The sequence below is a fragment of the Leuconostoc palmae genome, assembly GCF_019656075.1.
Lineage (GTDB): Bacteria > Bacillota > Bacilli > Lactobacillales > Lactobacillaceae > Leuconostoc > Leuconostoc palmae.
Window position 1 is genome coordinate 52526 of sequence record NZ_BPKZ01000004.1, and the last position, 16355, is coordinate 68880.

17 protein-coding genes are annotated in these 16355 nt (G+C 34.7%); 12 read left to right on the top strand and 5 right to left on the bottom strand.

From position 1 onward, the window contains the following. Positions 1-277: 277 nt before the first annotated feature. Positions 278-547 (bottom strand): hypothetical protein, encoded by a 270-nt coding sequence (locus tag K5Q12_RS02975; protein ID WP_246570473.1) that lies wholly within the window; start codon positions 545-547, stop codon positions 278-280. A gap of 271 nt (positions 548-818) precedes the next feature. Between K5Q12_RS02975 and K5Q12_RS02980 the strand changes: the two genes are divergently transcribed. Together K5Q12_RS02980 and K5Q12_RS02985 are read left to right on the top strand one after the other, a co-directional pair. Then, positions 819-1700 carry a hypothetical protein gene (locus K5Q12_RS02980; protein WP_220742238.1) on the top strand — a complete coding sequence of 294 codons (882 nt, stop codon included), beginning with the start codon at positions 819-821 and terminating at the stop codon, positions 1698-1700. A gap of 7 nt (positions 1701-1707) precedes the next feature. After that, positions 1708-3273, top strand: a complete 1566-nt coding sequence (locus K5Q12_RS02985) for a zinc ribbon domain-containing protein (RefSeq protein ID WP_246570474.1) — start codon at positions 1708-1710, stop codon at positions 3271-3273. Positions 3274-3358: 85 nt separating this feature from the next. Here the strand turns inward: K5Q12_RS02985 and K5Q12_RS02990 are convergent, their stop codons facing one another. The 4 genes from K5Q12_RS02990 to K5Q12_RS03005 form a co-directional block, all read right to left on the bottom strand. Further along, positions 3359-4228: a DNA/RNA non-specific endonuclease gene (locus K5Q12_RS02990; protein WP_220742239.1), complete on the bottom strand. Its 870-nt coding sequence runs from the start codon at positions 4226-4228 to the stop codon at positions 3359-3361. Positions 4229-4304: 76 nt separating this feature from the next. Continuing rightward, entirely contained in the window at positions 4305-5006 is a 702-nt protein-coding gene (locus K5Q12_RS02995; RefSeq protein WP_220742240.1) for an amino acid ABC transporter permease, read from the bottom strand. 21 nt (positions 5007-5027) lie between these two features. After that, on the bottom strand, positions 5028-5822 hold the full coding sequence (locus K5Q12_RS03000) for a transporter substrate-binding domain-containing protein (protein WP_220742241.1): 795 nt from the start codon (positions 5820-5822) through the stop codon (positions 5028-5030). Positions 5823-6038: 216 nt separating this feature from the next. Continuing rightward, the gene (locus K5Q12_RS03005; protein WP_220742242.1) at positions 6039-6695 is read right to left on the bottom strand and encodes an HD domain-containing protein; all 657 of its coding nucleotides are present in this window, start codon (positions 6693-6695) and stop codon (positions 6039-6041) included. Positions 6696-6924: 229 nt separating this feature from the next. Between K5Q12_RS03005 and metG the strand changes: the two genes are divergently transcribed. From metG to K5Q12_RS03055, 10 genes are all read left to right on the top strand, one after another. Then, a complete protein-coding gene (metG, locus tag K5Q12_RS03010; RefSeq protein WP_220742243.1) occupies positions 6925-9045 on the top strand; it encodes a methionine--tRNA ligase in 2121 nt (706 codons plus the stop codon). 251 nt (positions 9046-9296) lie between these two features. Next, positions 9297-10316: a type I glyceraldehyde-3-phosphate dehydrogenase gene (gene gap, locus K5Q12_RS03015; RefSeq protein ID WP_220742244.1), complete on the top strand. Its 1020-nt coding sequence runs from the start codon at positions 9297-9299 to the stop codon at positions 10314-10316. Between the two features lie 111 nt (positions 10317-10427). Beyond that, entirely contained in the window at positions 10428-11237 is an 810-nt protein-coding gene (locus tag K5Q12_RS03020; RefSeq protein ID WP_220742245.1) for a metallophosphoesterase, read from the top strand. Positions 11238-11394: 157 nt separating this feature from the next. Continuing rightward, positions 11395-11841, top strand: coding sequence for a 3-hydroxyacyl-ACP dehydratase FabZ (gene fabZ / locus K5Q12_RS03025; protein ID WP_220742246.1), 447 nt, complete (start codon positions 11395-11397; stop codon positions 11839-11841). Continuing rightward, positions 11834-12292: a MarR family winged helix-turn-helix transcriptional regulator gene (locus tag K5Q12_RS03030; protein WP_220742247.1), complete on the top strand. Its 459-nt coding sequence runs from the start codon at positions 11834-11836 to the stop codon at positions 12290-12292. Before fabZ ends, K5Q12_RS03030 begins: the two co-directional genes overlap by 8 nt. Before the next feature lie 11 nt (positions 12293-12303). Next, positions 12304-13275 (top strand): beta-ketoacyl-ACP synthase III, encoded by a 972-nt coding sequence (locus K5Q12_RS03035; RefSeq protein WP_220742248.1) that lies wholly within the window; start codon positions 12304-12306, stop codon positions 13273-13275. An 80-nt stretch (positions 13276-13355) separates the two neighbouring features. Further along, a complete protein-coding gene (locus K5Q12_RS03040; RefSeq protein ID WP_220742249.1) occupies positions 13356-13595 on the top strand; it encodes an acyl carrier protein in 240 nt (79 codons plus the stop codon). Between the two features lie 59 nt (positions 13596-13654). After that, positions 13655-14620 (top strand): nitronate monooxygenase, encoded by a 966-nt coding sequence (locus K5Q12_RS03045; RefSeq protein ID WP_220742250.1) that lies wholly within the window; start codon positions 13655-13657, stop codon positions 14618-14620. 51 nt (positions 14621-14671) lie between these two features. Continuing rightward, positions 14672-15616, top strand: a complete 945-nt coding sequence (locus K5Q12_RS03050) for an ACP S-malonyltransferase (RefSeq protein WP_220742251.1) — start codon at positions 14672-14674, stop codon at positions 15614-15616. A gap of 1 nt (position 15617) precedes the next feature. Next, positions 15618-16349, top strand: coding sequence for a beta-ketoacyl-ACP reductase (locus K5Q12_RS03055; RefSeq protein WP_220742252.1), 732 nt, complete (start codon positions 15618-15620; stop codon positions 16347-16349). The last annotated feature ends 6 nt before the right edge of the window (positions 16350-16355 follow it).

A 16355-nucleotide genomic window follows, 5' to 3' on the forward strand; every position in this document is an offset into this window, starting at 1 on the left:
GGTAGAGCGCTGTTTCTGTGAAGTTATTGAAAAATAATTGGTATATTTCTTATAATTAATACGTTACAGGATTTTTCTGATTTGATTCAATTAGAATGTTAGGGTACTTTATGCTCAATTTTGATGTTTAAAAACAAACAAGATCATTTTATAGCAACGATTCAAGTATTCAATATTAAAAAAACTTATTGCAATTAATTGAAAAATCACCTTGACTTACTTCAATTTTTGTCACTCTTTTTGTGATGATGATTTAAGAAATAACATTTCATTTATATCAAATCTCTTTTCCAAGAGGAGAAATTCTAGCTATAACTCCTGCTAAAGTGTGAATAACACCAGCAATCATAATCACTAAAAACATAGGCTGTCCCCATCCTAAGAGTAGTCCCTCAAACCATGATCCCACCGGAATTGAAGCATAAGAAATCATACGTGTTACAGATACTACTCGACCTAATATTTCTTTAGGTACGGTACGTTGCCGTAAAGTAAAATAAGTAATCACATTATGGGTACCCTTATTATTATGTTTATCGTCAAGCATAATTTGCTTACTAACTTTTTATTATGTTAAAAGCTTATCAGCATACGATTGATAAGCTTTTTTTATATTTTTGTAAATAGTTAATTAATATAAAAAAGAGTTATTAATGCATGTAAAAAATCATTTTATTATATATTGAATTAACTATTTGTTATCATCTAGACACGTGTCATTGCTCATTTTAGGGGATTTTCTACTCTTTATCAGCGGAATAGTATATAATTAAAAAGGCTATTTTATACAAAAATGAATATCACAGGGGAGGATGTTAATGGCTACAAAAAAAGAATGGATTGAGTATTTTGAATTGATTAATGAGAGGCAACCTACTGATAAAGAGATTGTTAAGGCAATTGAAGAGGGTGAAATTGATGTCAAAATTACCGAAAAATCAACTGTAAAGCCGTCAGAGTTATCTGCTGATGCAGACCGAGTATATACCAATGCTAAGGGAAGCATTGGCAATTTTTTCACTTGGGTGAAGCCACTTGTTGTTCACCCAAGTCAAACAGAGACGTCACGTACACTGTATTTGTGGATAATATACGTTTTTGCCACATTAACGAGTACATTAACAGTTACAACACTTGTTAGAAGATTACTTGATAGTACGATGCAAAGCTATTCAAAGTTTAGGGCAGTTCCTGAACAGGTAGCAACTGTGATTAGTAATTTCAATTCACAATTTTTCTTTTGCATCCTCGTAACTTTCGCCTTAGCCTATGTGACTGCGATACCAGGTCTTGTTTTAATTAATCGTAATCAAGCCAGTATTAAACAGACCATTAATCAATATCTTAAATGGTTAGTACCAGTATCTTTATTTAGTCTTGTTTCTTTAGGACTATCATTTATCGTGCCACTGCCATTAATTGATAATTTATCGTTAGATAATTTAGACACATTAATGAAAACAATGACAAGTTCATTTAACCTTGTTTTAATCGTTCTAGAGTTTGGGATAACTACTCTAATAATTGGACAACAACTAGTGATTGTTAAAGCGCATTCTAAACCAGAAAAAATCGACTTACTGTGGTTAATGTTACTACAAGTAGTGATTAGTATAATAATTACTATCATTGAATTAAGAGTAATTATTATACCTATGTTTGAAAACTTGGGTCGCGTATTTACAAATGTTTTAGGGTGAAATAAGAATGATAGATCAAAAAAAAGAATGGTTAGCTGCATTTAGAAAAACTTATAACAGGAATCCTACACTTGAAGAAGTGACTGAAGCTTCAAAGCATAATTTCCAGGTGGACAGTGTTACAGAGTCGGCTAATGAAAACGATTATCACGATATAGAAAATAAGGTGTCAGATACTGCTATTGAATGGAAAAAGAATTTTGTTCAAAACAATGGGCGACAACCGAATATAGAGGAATTAAAAGAAGCCAAAAGTAATAACTTTAGCAATGTAAATTCTTCAGTATCTGATAAAGTGATTGATTATCCTAAAAAACAATTATCTAAAAAAAATAGATGGTTGATTAGTACGTTACTTGTTGTTTTAGGAATTCTGATTGCACTTTACTCTTGGGGCAATCATTACTACTCTCAAGGTGAGACTGCAAAACGCGTGATTAAAGTGTTGAAGTCGGGCAATAGTAAAACATACGCTGATAATTTTGTGTGGTCTGATACAAAAAAAAGCATTAATAAAAAAGATGTTATGCCATTCGTTAATAGTATGCCTAGCAAATGGTCTGCTAATCAAGAGAATGATATTTATAGTCAACTACTTAGTCAAAAAGATGATAATGGCTTTGTGTTTAAGCAAACAGGTAGTAATTTCTTTATTTTTCCGAAATATCAACTTGAAATTAATCCGGTAAACTTAAGTGTAACCACAAACAACAAAGGTATTCAGCTAGAGATGAATGGTAAATCAATTGGTGAATCAGATTCTGATACTTATACGAAACAGTTAATTCATCAGGCAAGTGGTTTATATAAATTCAAGGCCACTGGTAACGTTAGTGGTCAAAATGTTTCTGCTAATGATTCACGAATGATAATGACAAATGATGATATTAATTTGTCTATAAATATGATTAGTTTTGACGTTAATTCTAATTTAACTTCCGGGGATTTATATGTAGGAGGAAAAAAGGTTGGAAAACTTAATGATGGTCTTTTAAAAGTTAATAAAATGCCAATCAGTAAAGGTGCAAAAGCCTATGTTCAATCTAATTTTAATGGGACAGTAGTTAGGTCTGAAAAGATGAATTTAAGTGATCTATACGACGGCGAAAGTATTAATTTAGATGCAGATGGTTTGATGACAAAAAATGATGCCAATTCAACGATCAACAGCATGTATAGTGCGCTAAGTTCTTATGCTTCAAATGAATCAGATTCAAATGATTTAACTATGTTTAAAAATGGTGCAAACAATAAATCTTATCAAGATTATAAGCAAATGATTAAGCATAATTTACATGATGCAAAGCGAAACGCCCAATCGGTAAGTTTTAATTCTCCTGAGGTGCAGTCAGTGAATCAAACTGGATTGAATACTGCTGATGCTGTTTATCAAGTTAAAACTGATTTTTACTATTCATCTAGTTCTGACCATGATGGTGATACTTCTGGTGATTTAACTCAAACATTTGAATTAACAGCACACATGATGTATGATAAGCAATCTAAAACATGGCAAATTGACTCTATTGATTCAAATCAAAAGAAAATTTCAGAAGATAATAATGTAAAGTAAGTCAGTCATTTAATGTTTTGAAAATTAAGAGAATGATAAATTCATAGCAATAAAAAATCAAACCGTAATATTGCGGTTTGATTTTTTATTTTTCATTAACGGTTACCTTTCCAGTAGCATAATCAATTGTGATTCCTGGCTGAACGTTGAAAATCCAATAATTGAAATTCAATGTTTTCCCATTATCATCAACTGATTTAGCCATATAATGAACTCCGCGTGGAATGCGCTCTGAATTTAAATATAAAGGGGTGACTTGACCTCGTATTTTAACAGTGGGATTTTTTTTAATAGCATTTCTGATGTCATCTTCAGCTGCTAACTGACCAGGATATGCATTTTCTACTCGGGTGCCAGTAGTCATGTTTTCTGTCACCATGGTGGGTAATCCAAAAAATTGATAACCAACAATGTGTGATTTATTCCATAGAGGTTGTTTACTTTTCCCAAGTTTAACATTTGGATTATTATGATAACCCCCAACCCATTTAGTACCATCATAATGATCATTAATAAACCATCCAGAAGGTCTCACATCATAACCAATACGCTGGGGCCTAGTAGTTACTTTGTCCATACTGGATTGGCTAGCCAAGAAGTTTCCTTGTTGAGATCTCCCCAATGCATCTAAAGGGGACAAACTCAGTCCATCAACGGGACGTAACTTAGAACCTTGCGATGGGAATGTGTCTTTTAATTCAGTATCAGAGAAATTAGCTTGGTTATTATTGATATGGACAATATCACCATCAAGTGTGCCATCCCACTGTATATTTAACAGTGCTTGATTGTCATTAGCAACAATAGATTTTGAAACTTTTGTTTCTGTTGTAGGATTTTGAGGACGATGATTTTGCCATAAGTAAAACATAACAATTGCTAAAACAATTAGCACAGATATGATTTTACTTTGTAATTGATTGGTATTGTTTTTATACGATCGTTTTCTTGCCATGTATTTGCTCCAATAAACCAATTCTACCATAAAAGACCATATCAATATTTTTGTTGAATAATTGACCGTACCGTCATTAATTCCTATATTTGGTTGTATACTTTTCAAGATAACGTTGTCCAAATGATAACATACTAGTCATGAATGCATATACGAGGGCTACTAAAATATATAAATCTAAAACGTGATAGTTTGCGGCAGCAATTTGCTGGCTTAAGTAAAACATTTCAACGATTGTAATAACACTGGCTAAAGAGGTATCTTTTAATAAACTAATTAGGGAATTGCTAAGTGGTGGAATAGACATACGTGCAGCTTGAGGTATGACAATATACCTATACACTTGTCCTATTGACATACCTAATGATAAACCAGCTTCACTTTGGCCAGAAGAAACTGACAAAATGGCAGCACGTATACTTTCCGAAGCATATGCACCTGTATTTAACGAAAAAACAGTAATTGCTGCCACCCATGCATTTGAAAATATTGTGATGTGGGCATTTGGAAGACCGTAAAAAACAATAAATAACTGCACAATCATTGGTGTTGAACGGAAAATCCATACATAAAAATTAGCGAATATTTTTATAGTGTGCATCATAAGGTGCGCCCAAGAAGGTAGATATGGCATAGGTACAACGCGGATGATTGCTGTTATTGTTGCAAAAATAATAGCTAGTACAAAGGAAATGATTGTTAGGGGTATTGTATAAACCAGAGCTGCTTTTAGAATTTCTGGTAAATATTCTATTGTTATTTGGAGGAATTCTATCATGTTATATCCTAATTAATTAAATTATTTTGTCGTTAAATCAGTATCAAAATATTTCATTGAGAGTGATTTGAGCGTGCCATCATTATTTAGTTCTGTCAGTGCACTATTAATGTGTTTTTGCAATATTTTATTATTTTTTTGTATTAGCGGTGCAGCGGGTATAGCAGGACTTTCCTTACTGATATCGATGGCTACAGTTTTTGCATTTGGATTTGATTTTTTCCAAGTGTTATAAGCCCCAAGATCGTTTAATGTCCCGTCTACTCTATTGGTTGTAATCAGATTCATGGCTTCAACAATACCTGGTACTGCTACGATATTAGCACCATTTTTTTGGGCTAAGGTACCGAAGTTTGATGTTGTTGATTGGGCCATTTTTTTGTGATTTAAATCGGTTAAGTGGTTCAAACTTAAATTGTTACTTTGCTTTATTAAAACTGTTTTGGAGTATATATATGGTGTTGAAAAAAGATAGTTTTTCTTTCTTTCTGGTGTAATACCAATATCGTTAAATATAACATCATAACGATTGGCATCTAATCCAGTAATTAAAGAATCCCACTTTGTTTCTACATATTTAGGTTTGAGATTCATTTTTTTGGCAACTGCTTCTGATAGTTCAACTTCAAAACCGGTTAGTTTACCATGTTGGCGATAAGAAAATGGGGCAAACGTACCTTCTAGCCCAATTGTTAAAATCCCAGGTTTAACAGTTAATGATTGCTTTTCATGTCTAGTATTACTTTGAAGAGTAATCCAACCAATTGTTACAACGATTAAGGTGATAACAACACTAATAGTGATTTTTTTTCTCATTTTTATCCTCCTGAGAATATAAAAAAGCGCTAACTAGTAATGTTTCTAGTTAGCGCTTGCTTAGTCCGTATGATAATTTGATAGAATGTTCTACAAAATACCGGTGCTAAATCATGCGCCGGTTTGAGCAATATACAGTTCCTGTTAATAATTTGAACATAACATCCTCCAAAATATCTATATTCTAAATAGTATTGTGCTATTTGTCAACGATGATTATTTTTCTAGATGCCATTCGGCCTTAAATTGTTTCAGAAAATCAATCATAAATTGTTGACGACTGTCAGCAATTTGTTTTGCTGCTTCAGTGTTTAACTGATCCTTGATCAATAATAATTTTTCGTAAAAATGATTAATTGTTGTACTATCTGTATTGCGATATTCAGCTTTAGTTTTGGCGATACGTGGTGGAATATTGGGATCATAAAGAACGCGATGTTTGACAGCACCATAAGTGATAGCACGTGTTACTGCAATTGCTCCCATAGCTTCTAACCTATCAGCATCTTGTACAATTTGTCCATTAATGTCTAGTGGTTTAGCATGACCTTCAATTGTTTTAGACCAAGACATATTGTCGATGATATATAAAATTTGGTCTATCACATCATGACTTACAGGAATTGACTGTAAAAACGATACAAGTTTTTCTTTAGCAGCTGTTGCGTCTGTGTCGCTTTCAAAAAGCTTATCATCATAAACATCGTGAAGTAAAGCTGCAGCATGTACAATAAATTTATCTGCTTTTGGTTCGGCGATCAAAAGTTTATCTGTCAAGGCTACAACTCGATTAATATGATCAACACTGTGTCCGGTGTCATCATTACATAATACTTGTTTCATATAATCTGAAATTAATTCAATGTGTGTCATGTTTTCTCCTATGATTTAAGCTTTAAAAACATTTAAAGATGTAGTATTAGTTTAGCAAAAGATTAATTGATGTCAAATTACCAGTATTGGTTATTATAAGGGGAGCTTATCCAAGAATAAAAACTATGAAATTATATCAACATTCGTTATAATTATCATAGTAATTAAGCCTCATATGGCAAGAATATGTGATTGCATATCAATCGTATAGATAGAAAGAGAGACTCATATGTCAGAACCAAATAATGTTTTATTCAACACGGCTAATTTAACTGATTCAACCGTTGTATACGATAAGTTTTCAAAAGCTGAACAACAATTTTCTGTTCAAAAAGATAAAACTTTTTATATTACAACACCAATTTATTATCCTTCGGGTAAATTACAACTAGGGAATACTTATACAACAGTTTTAGCAGATGCTGCTGCGCGATATCATCGTTTGTTAGGGGAACAGGTACGATTTTTAACTGGTACTGATGAACATGGCCTTAAAATTCAACAAAAGGCTGAAGCAGTTGGTACTTCTGAAATTGATTACCTCGATGGCATGGCTAAACAGATTATTGAACTGTGGCAATTGATGGATATTTCTTACGATGACTTTATTCGTACGACAGAAGAACGTCATGAAAAAGCTGTTCAAAAAATATTTACGACTTTACTAGAAAAGGGGGATATTTATAAAGGTGAGTATGAAGGCTGGTACTCAGTTTCTGATGAAGAATACTTTACAGAATCTCAATTGGCTGAAGTTTATCGGGACGACTCTGGTAAGATGATTGGTGGTAAAGCGCCCTCAGGTCATGATGTTGAACTTGTTAAAGAAGAAGCCTATTTCTTTAAAATGAGTAAATATGCTGATTGGTTGCTTGACTATTATAAAAGTCATCCAGAATTCATTCAACCTGAAGCACGAATGAACGAGATGATCAATAATTTCATTGCACCAGGACTAGAAGACTTAGCAGTAACACGTACAGCGGTTGATTGGGGTATTCCAGTTCCTGGTGATGAAAAGCATGTCATATATGTTTGGATTGATGCGTTGTCTAATTATATTACAGCTTTAGGATATGATTCTGATGATACCGCATTGTTTGAAAAGTTTTGGCCAGCAAATGTACAATTGGTTGGTAAGGAAATTGTGCGTTTTCACACTATATATTGGCCAATAATGTTGCATGCTTTGGGACTAGAATTACCAAAGTCTGTGATTGGACATGGCTGGTTGGTTATGAAAGATGGCAAAATGTCTAAGTCAAAGGGGAATGTTATTTACCCTGAAGTACTTGAAAATCGTTATGGACTTGATGCTGTTAGATACTATTTACTAAGAGCAATGCCATTTGGTAATGATGGTGTGTTCACACCTGAAGACTTTGTAGCACGTGTAAACTTTGACTTGGCTAACGATTTAGGCAATCTATTAAATCGTACAGTTGCGATGATTAATAAATATGAAAACGGTGTTGTTCCAGCACTTAATACAGGTAAAACAGCGTTTGACGAAGAATTAGTAAAAACAATAGAGGAAGCGATTGCTAACTATAACGATCATTTTCAGGCTATGAGAACAGCAGATGCTTTAGAATCAGTGTGGACAATTATTAGACGTGCAAATAAATATATTGATGAAACACAGCCATGGGTACTCATAAAAGACGATTCACAAAAGGCTGTATTGTCCAGTGTAATGGCTCATTTAGCAGGCGCACTTCGTGTTGTGGCTGTTTTGTTGCAACCTGTATTAACTCAAGCACCAAAGAAAATATATGAACAACTAGGGTTTGAGTATCCTAAAGATGGTGTAAAAATTGCCGGATTAACTTTTAGTAAGTTACCAACAGGTGGAAAAGTAGTTGATAGAGGTGAGCCAATTTTCCCTCGACAAAATGTCGAAGAAGAAGTTGCCTTCATATCTGGCTTAGTTTCTAAGGATACTAAAGGGAAAGGTCGCGCAGCTAAAGAAGAAGCTAAAAAAGCATCGAAATTAGTAGAAACGCCTATTGAAGGTAAGACATTAATTACTTATGATGACTTCGATAAAGTGGAAATTTTAGCGGCGAAAATTATTTCTGGAGAAATCGTTGAAAAATCAGATAAATTATTGAAATTTAAACTTGATGACGGATCAGGTAATACACGTCAAATTTTATCTGGTATTCGTAAGTGGTATCCAAATCCAGAAGTATTGGTAGGTAAAACAGTAGCTATTGTCGCTAATATGAAGCCTCGGAAGATGGCGGGAGAATTATCTGAAGGTATGATTTTATCGGCTGAGAAAAATAATATTGTGACAGTGACTATTTTGCCTGATACGATTGAAGCGGGATCAGGCATTGAATAAAAAATTAATACGAGAATTTGTATTTTAAATTGAATGATTATTTTTTCACATGTTAAGTTAATAAAATGTTGTCTTTGTAGATAAAATTAGACTAAATAACGGTTTTATAACCAGTTGATTTGGTGATAGGGACAGTATCAGATAAAGTGATAAATTGAGCGATATCGATTGGTTTGTTTCGCTCAAAAGATAACTTTGTGCTATAATATTGGTGTTGACATAAGTCAAAAATTTTTGGAGGATCTAAACACATGACTGTTAAGATTGGTATTAACGGATTTGGACGTATTGGCCGTTTGGCTTTCCGTCGTATCCTTGAATTGTCAGATACAGCTTCAGATATTGAAGTAGTTGCAATTAACGATTTGACTTCACCAGAAATGTTGGCATACTTGTTGAAGTATGACTCAATTCATGGTGTATTGAAGGCAGAAGTTTCATCAGATGAAACAGGTATCATCGTTGATGGTAAGCACTACACAGTTTACGCAGAACGTAATGCTGCCGATCTAAAGTGGGTTCAAAATGATGGTGTTGAATATGTATTGGAAGCTACTGGTTTCTATACATCAGCTGAAAAATCACAAGCTCACTTGGATGCAGGTGCTAAGAAAGTCTTGATTTCTGCACCAGCAGGTAAGGTGCCAACAGTTGTTTATGGTGTTAACCAAAACATTCTGAAAGCAGAAGATAAGATTGTTTCCGCCGGTTCATGCACAACGCAATCATTAGCACCAATGGCTAATGCTTTGTCAAAGGAATTTGGTGTTAAGACTGGTTTGATGTTGACAGTGCACGCATACACTGCTTCACAAAGCTTGCAAGATGGACCTAAGAGTTCAAAGTTTGAAAAGCGTCAAGCTAACCGTGATGCTGCTTCAAATTCATTGCCACACTCATCAGGTGCTGCCAAGGCTATTGGTCTTGTTGTTCCTGAATTGGATGGTAAGTTGACTGGTTCAGCTATTCGTGTGCCTGTTCCTGCAGGTTCAATCACTGAATTGTCAGTTGTTTTGGAAAAAGAAGTAACTGTAGAAGAAGTTAACGCAGCTATGAAGAAGTATGAATCAGATTCATACGGTTACAATGGTGACGGTTTGGTATCAACAGACATCATTGGTGACACACACGGTACAGTATTCGATCCTACACAAACTGAAATCGTTTCAGGTGAAGATGCTCAACTTGTTAAGGTTGCTGCATGGTACGATAACGAATACGGTTTCACTTCAAACATGATCCGTACATTGTTGCACTTTGCTACATTGTAATATCAGTTGACTTTTTGAAAGAGCTTACATTAATTGTAAGCTCTTTTGTTTGTCACTTTTCAGAATAATATATGCTATACTTTATTCATCTATTTGAAAGAGGGTTTATTTGTGAAAGTTGCATTCTCATCTGATAATCATTTTGATCTGAACAAGCTTGATGCTCAGCGAATGATGCATATTCAAGCACTCTATTTACTGAATAATGATGTTGATCTTTATATTCTAGCTGGTGATCTTTTCAATGACTTCAATAAATCTTTAAAATTTGCCCGAGACATGCAAGATGCTTTGGGAGATAAAGTAATGATTCGTTTTATTGCAGGTAATCATGAAATGGGTGAAGGAATCACCTATGATGAACTTGAAAGTGATGTTGATCCGCTTTATTTTCATAATAAATTTATTGACATTACAGATGAAGTTCGTATTATTGGTAATAATGGTTGGTATGATTACGATTTTATTGGCAATGATTATTCAGATGATGAAATTTTGCAATTTAAGAATGCTTTTTGGTATGATCGACGTATAAAACAACCTATGTCTGATAAGGAACGATTTGATATCAACCTTAACCAGATTAAAACGCAATTAGCTAAGGCCGGACGTAAAGAAACAATTGTTGTGTCTCATTTTGTCCCACGTAATGATTACATCAGACGTTTTCCCAATAGAAATACACGACTAGACATGGCCAACGCACTTTTGGGGAGTACAAAAGTGGGTGATTTACTTGATAAGTCATATACAACAAACACAATCACAGGGCACTTACACTTACATCCATCACCATTAAAGGTGGGAAATAATGTGTATAATAATGTTGCTGTCGGTTATAATACTGCAAGGGTGCATGAATGGGCATCTGATAATTTTATTACCGAATGGCAAAGCCGGTTATTGATGTTACAGTTTTAAGATGTCATTTAAGACATCTTTTTAAATTTTTAATAATTAGTTTGACTATCGAAATAATCCATGAGATAATTTGACTATTATATATTTCGATTATCGAAGTATTTCACGAAAGGAATAAACTTTAACTCACTAGTTAAAGTTAAAGTAAAAATAAATTATGCCAGTTCTTACAACCACAGAAATTATGGATCTTATACCTAATCGCTATCCCATCTTATACATGGATTATGTAGAAGAAATGGTTCCAGGTGAGTCAATCGTTGCTGTAAAAAATGTGACAATCAATGAACAATTCTTCCAAGGTCATTTTCCTGGAAATCCAGTCATGCCAGGTGTTTTAATTATCGAGTCACTTGCACAAGCAGCATCAATATTGATTTTATCATCTCCTCAATTTAAAGGTAAAACAGCTTACATGACAGGAATTGATGATGCTAAGTTCAAAAAAATGGTTGTTCCAGGTGATGTTTTGAAGTTACATGTTACTTTTGGTAAGTTACGTTCAAACATGGGAAGTGTTATTGTCGAAGCAAAAGTTGACGGAAAGACAGCAACATCTGCAGAATTGATGTTTGTTGTTTCACCAGATGAAAAAAATGAATGAAATTGCACCATTAGATTTTGAATCACTCAATGATGAATTAGTTGATGTATTTAACAATGTTATGTGGATTGAAGAGGCTGCCTTAAAGAAAAGTGATTTTTCTGATATTACGCTAAAAGATATGCACACTATTGACGCTATTTCTATGTATTCTGAAAAAAGTGCATCTCAAGTTGCTAGGATAGTACATCTAACACCTAGTGCTATGACGACTGCAATTGACAAATTGGTTGATAAAGGATACATTGAGCGTCGACGTTCTAATCAAGACCGTCGTGTTGTTAGATTGGGTTTAACACACAAAGGACGTGTTGTTTACCGTGCACATCAGGGTTTTCATCGTGACTTAGCGCATAATTTGTTAAATAACATGGAACCTGAAGAAATGGTTGTTGTCAAAAAAGCAATCCATAATTTAGTTTGTTATTTAGCAAATGTCATTAAACATTAAATAGGGGCACCATGGAACATTTAAAAATTGTGGCATCAGCAAAACAACTTCCAGAAAAAATTGTGACTAATGATGAATTGAGCACAATGATGGAAACAAATGATGAATGGATATTTAGTAGAACAGGGATTCATGAACGTCATATTGTGACAACTGAAAATACAAGTGATCTAGCAACAAGTGTTGCTGAACAATTATTAAATAAAGCTAATATTTTGGCTAGTGATCTTGATTTTATTATTGTAAGTACCATGTCACCAGATACACTATCGCCAAGCACTGCAGCTATTGTTCAAGGGAACATTGGCGCAGAGCGCGCATTTGCATTTGATTTAAGTGCAGCATGTTCAGGATTGATTTATGGTATGAGTGTTGCTTCTAGTTTACTATCAGTAAGATATCGTCGGGGGATAGTAATCGGTGCGGAAGTTTTATCAAAGTTAGTGAATTGGGAAGATCGTACAACGGCTGTATTATTTGGAGATGGTGCAGCCGGTGTTCTAATTGAAAGGACTGAAGAATCAATAGGATTACTCAGTGAAGAATTACGGACATTTGGCGATAAAGGGCATCATCTCGTTGCAGGTCGATTAGCTAATCAAAATCCATTTTCAGGTGAAATTTCAACGTTAGATCCGTATTTTGCTCAGAATGGGCGTGAAGTTTACAATTTCGCTACTAGAGAAGTGCCAGAAGCATTAGAAAACGCGTTGAAAAAAGCCGATTTAACAGCAAATGATATTGATTATTATTTATTACATCAAGCTAATGCCAGAATTGTATCTTCGATTGCCAAACGTTTCGGGCAACCCATTGAAAAGTTTCCAATGAATATGTCTAATAATGGTAATACAAGTGCTGCAAGTGTTGGCCTATTGTTAGATGACTTAATTGAGAGTGGCAAGGTTCACTCAGGACAAAAGATAGCTTTTGTTGGCTTTGGTGGTGGTTTGACTGTTGGGGCCCAAATTTGGACAATTTAATTAACCATAATCGGTGTAGAACGGCTGCACCGCAAAAATCTAACGAAAATACATAAAAATTATACTAGGAGACAGTAATTATGACAGACGCAGAAATTTTCGACAAGGTTAAGGAAATCTTGGTTGACCAATTTGATTTAGAAGAAGATGAAGTAACTTTGACAACTGATTTGACTAATGATATTGATGCAGATTCTTTGGACTTGTTTGAAGTTTTGAATCGTGTTGAAGATGATTTTGATATTAAGTTAGCTGTAGCTGAAGATATTAAGACAACTCAAGACTTGGTTAACAAAGTTAAAGAACAATTGACAGCATAAATGTTACAGGTGATTATCAATTTGATAATCACGTACATAGTTACTTAAAGGACAATAATATGGCAATAAATGTAGAAAACCCAATTTTTAAAAAATTAGGCATGAAGTACCCAATCGTTGAAGGTGGTATGACTTGGGCAGGAACAGGCGCATTGGCAGCGGCTGTTTCAGAAGCAGGCGGACTAGGTTTCATCGGTACGGGATATTGGCACGGTGAAGATGTTCGTAAAGAAATTAAGCGTGTCAAAGCTTTGACAGATAAGCCATTCGGTGTCAATGTTATGTTGTTGAGTAGACATATTCGTGAAGTTTTTGATGTCATTATTGAAGAAGGTGTTAAGGTTGTCGCAACTGGAGCAGGAGATCCCTCGCCATTCTTGGATGAATTGCATGCGGCAGGAATAATTGTTATGCCAGTTGTACCTTCCGTTTCATTAGCAAAAATGATGGAAAAAAAAGGTGTTGATGCTGTTGTTGTTGAAGGTATGGAATCAGGTGGTCATATTGGAATGCTAACCACTATGACACTTGTACCTCAAGTTGTTGATGCTGTTAGCATTCCAGTTATTGCTGCCGGTGGTATTGCTGATGGACGTGGTGTTGCTGCTGCATTTATGCTTGGAGCTTCTGGTGCTCAAATGGGTACACGATTCCTAACAGCTACTGAATCAGAAATTCATCCTAATTTTAAAGCTAAAATTATTAAAGCAAAAGATATTGACACAATTGTTACAGGTAATTTAATGGGTAACCGTGCACGTGTGCTTAAAAATAAGATGGCTAAAAATTTTGTAAAAAATGAAGTGATCGAAATTCAAAAAGAAAAGCCAGATGCAGCTGCTATTGAAAAACTTGAATCAGGAACATTACGTTGTGCCGTTCAAGAGGGTGATAAAGATAAAGGGGCATTCATGGCTGGTCAAATCTCTGGTTTGATTAAAGATGAAAAGCCAGCCGCAGATATTTTATCAGATATTTGGGCACAAGCAACTGAACTAATGGGTATTGAAAATAAAACACTATAAACTAAATGGCTATTGCCATTTGTTATAGATAGATAGTATATGGGGTTTAACATGAAATTAGGCATCTTATTTAGCGGACAAGGGGCGCAAAAAGCTGGTATGGGTTCTGACTTATACGAGCAATTACCTGAATATCGAGCAACATTTGATCGTGCTTCTGCAATACTTGGTTACGATCTACAAGAAATAACAAACGACGAAGTTAAAATAGCACAGACTATGTATGCTCAGCCAGCTATTTTAGCAATGAGTTCTGCAATTATTAATGCTTTGGGTGATTTACTGCCACAACCTGTTGCTGGATTGGGATTGAGCTTGGGAGAATACTCAGCCATAACTGCCAGTGGTGCTATGTCATTTGAACAAGCAGTTGCCATCATCAAAGACCGAGGCATGTATATGCAAACGGTAGGGAATGCCACACCTGGTAAAATGGCAGCTGTCATGGGTGAAAACCAAAAACTAGTTGAAGATGTTCTGGCCAAGTTACGAGCTGATGGTAAACAAGTATATCCTGCTAACTATAATACGTTTGCTCAATTGGTTATTGGTGGTGTGCCCGAAGATGTTGATATTGCTATCTCTGCATTAACAGAAGCTGGTATACAACGTATTGTTGAGTTGCCAGTTTCTGGCGCTTTTCATACACCATTGTTAACTAAAGCAGCAGACATGCTTAGTGAACGATTAGAGGGTGAAACGTTCAGTAACTTTAACTACCCAGTATATTCAAATACAACAAGTAATCCGTTTATCAAAGAAGAACTATTCGGCACCCTGACTAAACAAATTATTTCACCAACTTATTTTGCACAAGCAATGCAAAAAATGTTAGATGAGGGTGTAGACACATTTCTAGAAGTTGGCCCCTCAGAAACACTTGTTAAATTTGCTAAGAAGATAGCGCCAAAAGATGTGAAACGATATGCTATCACTGATTTAGAAAGTTTTAATAAAGTTAAAGAACTACTATTGTCAGAAAAGGAGAAAGCTTAATATGACAGATTTTACTAATCAAACTGTCTTGGTGACAGGATCATCGCGTGGTATTGGTTTATCAATTGCTAAGGCATTTGATGCTGCTGGCGCGAACTTAATTTTACATGCGCGTTCTGAAATTAATCCGGAAATTTTAGCCGAATTTACAAAAACACCCCAGACACTTCAATTTGATATTTCTGATGCTGAAGCTGTTGAAGAAAATATTAAGAAACTCTATAAACAAGAAGGTTTTGAAGGAATTGACGTTTTAGTTAATAATGCTGGTATTACAAAGGATCAATTGGCAATGGCAATGTCTCCAGTAGATTTTGCAAATGTTGTTAATGTTAATCTGAATGGTACATTTAATGTGACACAACCTATTTTTAAAAAAATGATACGTCAAAAGCATGGATCCATCGTTAACTTAAGTTCAGTTGTTGGTCTTATGGGAAACATGGGGCAAGTTAACTACGCTGCATCTAAAGCCGGGATAATTGGGTTTACAAAGTCATTGGCTAAAGAAGGTGCTCGTAGAGGTATTCGTGTTAATGCAGTTGCACCAGGTATGATTGTGTCAGATATGACAGCTGTTTTGCCTCAAGAAACACAGGCTGAAATACTTAAAAATATTCCATTGTCACGTTTCGGAGAAGCAAAAGAAGTTGCGGATGCAGTATTATTTTTAGCTAAAAATAATTACATTACAGGACAAACATTAACTATTGATGGCGGTTTGTATATTTAATTAAAG

Bases quoted from the DNA above. Each gene is read 5' to 3' on its own strand.
- K5Q12_RS02975 (WP_246570473.1), bottom strand. From the start codon at position 547: ATGCTTGACGATAAACATAATAATAAGGGTACCCATAATGTGATTACT.
- K5Q12_RS02980 (WP_220742238.1), top strand. From the start codon at position 819: ATGGCTACAAAAAAAGAATGGATTGAGTATTTTGAATTGATTAATGAG.
- K5Q12_RS02985 (WP_246570474.1), top strand. From the start codon at position 1,708: ATGATAGATCAAAAAAAAGAATGGTTAGCTGCATTTAGAAAAACTTAT.
- K5Q12_RS02990 (WP_220742239.1), bottom strand. From the start codon at position 4,228: ATGGCAAGAAAACGATCGTATAAAAACAATACCAATCAATTACAAAGT.
- K5Q12_RS02995 (WP_220742240.1), bottom strand. From the start codon at position 5,006: ATGATAGAATTCCTCCAAATAACAATAGAATATTTACCAGAAATTCTA.
- K5Q12_RS03000 (WP_220742241.1), bottom strand. From the start codon at position 5,822: ATGAGAAAAAAAATCACTATTAGTGTTGTTATCACCTTAATCGTTGTA.
- K5Q12_RS03005 (WP_220742242.1), bottom strand. From the start codon at position 6,695: ATGACACACATTGAATTAATTTCAGATTATATGAAACAAGTATTATGT.
- metG (WP_220742243.1), top strand. From the start codon at position 6,925: ATGTCAGAACCAAATAATGTTTTATTCAACACGGCTAATTTAACTGAT.
- gap (WP_220742244.1), top strand. From the start codon at position 9,297: ATGACTGTTAAGATTGGTATTAACGGATTTGGACGTATTGGCCGTTTG.
- fabZ (WP_220742246.1), top strand. From the start codon at position 11,395: ATGCCAGTTCTTACAACCACAGAAATTATGGATCTTATACCTAATCGC.
- K5Q12_RS03030 (WP_220742247.1), top strand. From the start codon at position 11,834: ATGAATGAAATTGCACCATTAGATTTTGAATCACTCAATGATGAATTA.
- K5Q12_RS03035 (WP_220742248.1), top strand. From the start codon at position 12,304: ATGGAACATTTAAAAATTGTGGCATCAGCAAAACAACTTCCAGAAAAA.
- K5Q12_RS03040 (WP_220742249.1), top strand. From the start codon at position 13,356: ATGACAGACGCAGAAATTTTCGACAAGGTTAAGGAAATCTTGGTTGAC.
- K5Q12_RS03045 (WP_220742250.1), top strand. From the start codon at position 13,655: ATGGCAATAAATGTAGAAAACCCAATTTTTAAAAAATTAGGCATGAAG.
- K5Q12_RS03050 (WP_220742251.1), top strand. From the start codon at position 14,672: ATGAAATTAGGCATCTTATTTAGCGGACAAGGGGCGCAAAAAGCTGGT.
- K5Q12_RS03055 (WP_220742252.1), top strand. From the start codon at position 15,618: ATGACAGATTTTACTAATCAAACTGTCTTGGTGACAGGATCATCGCGT.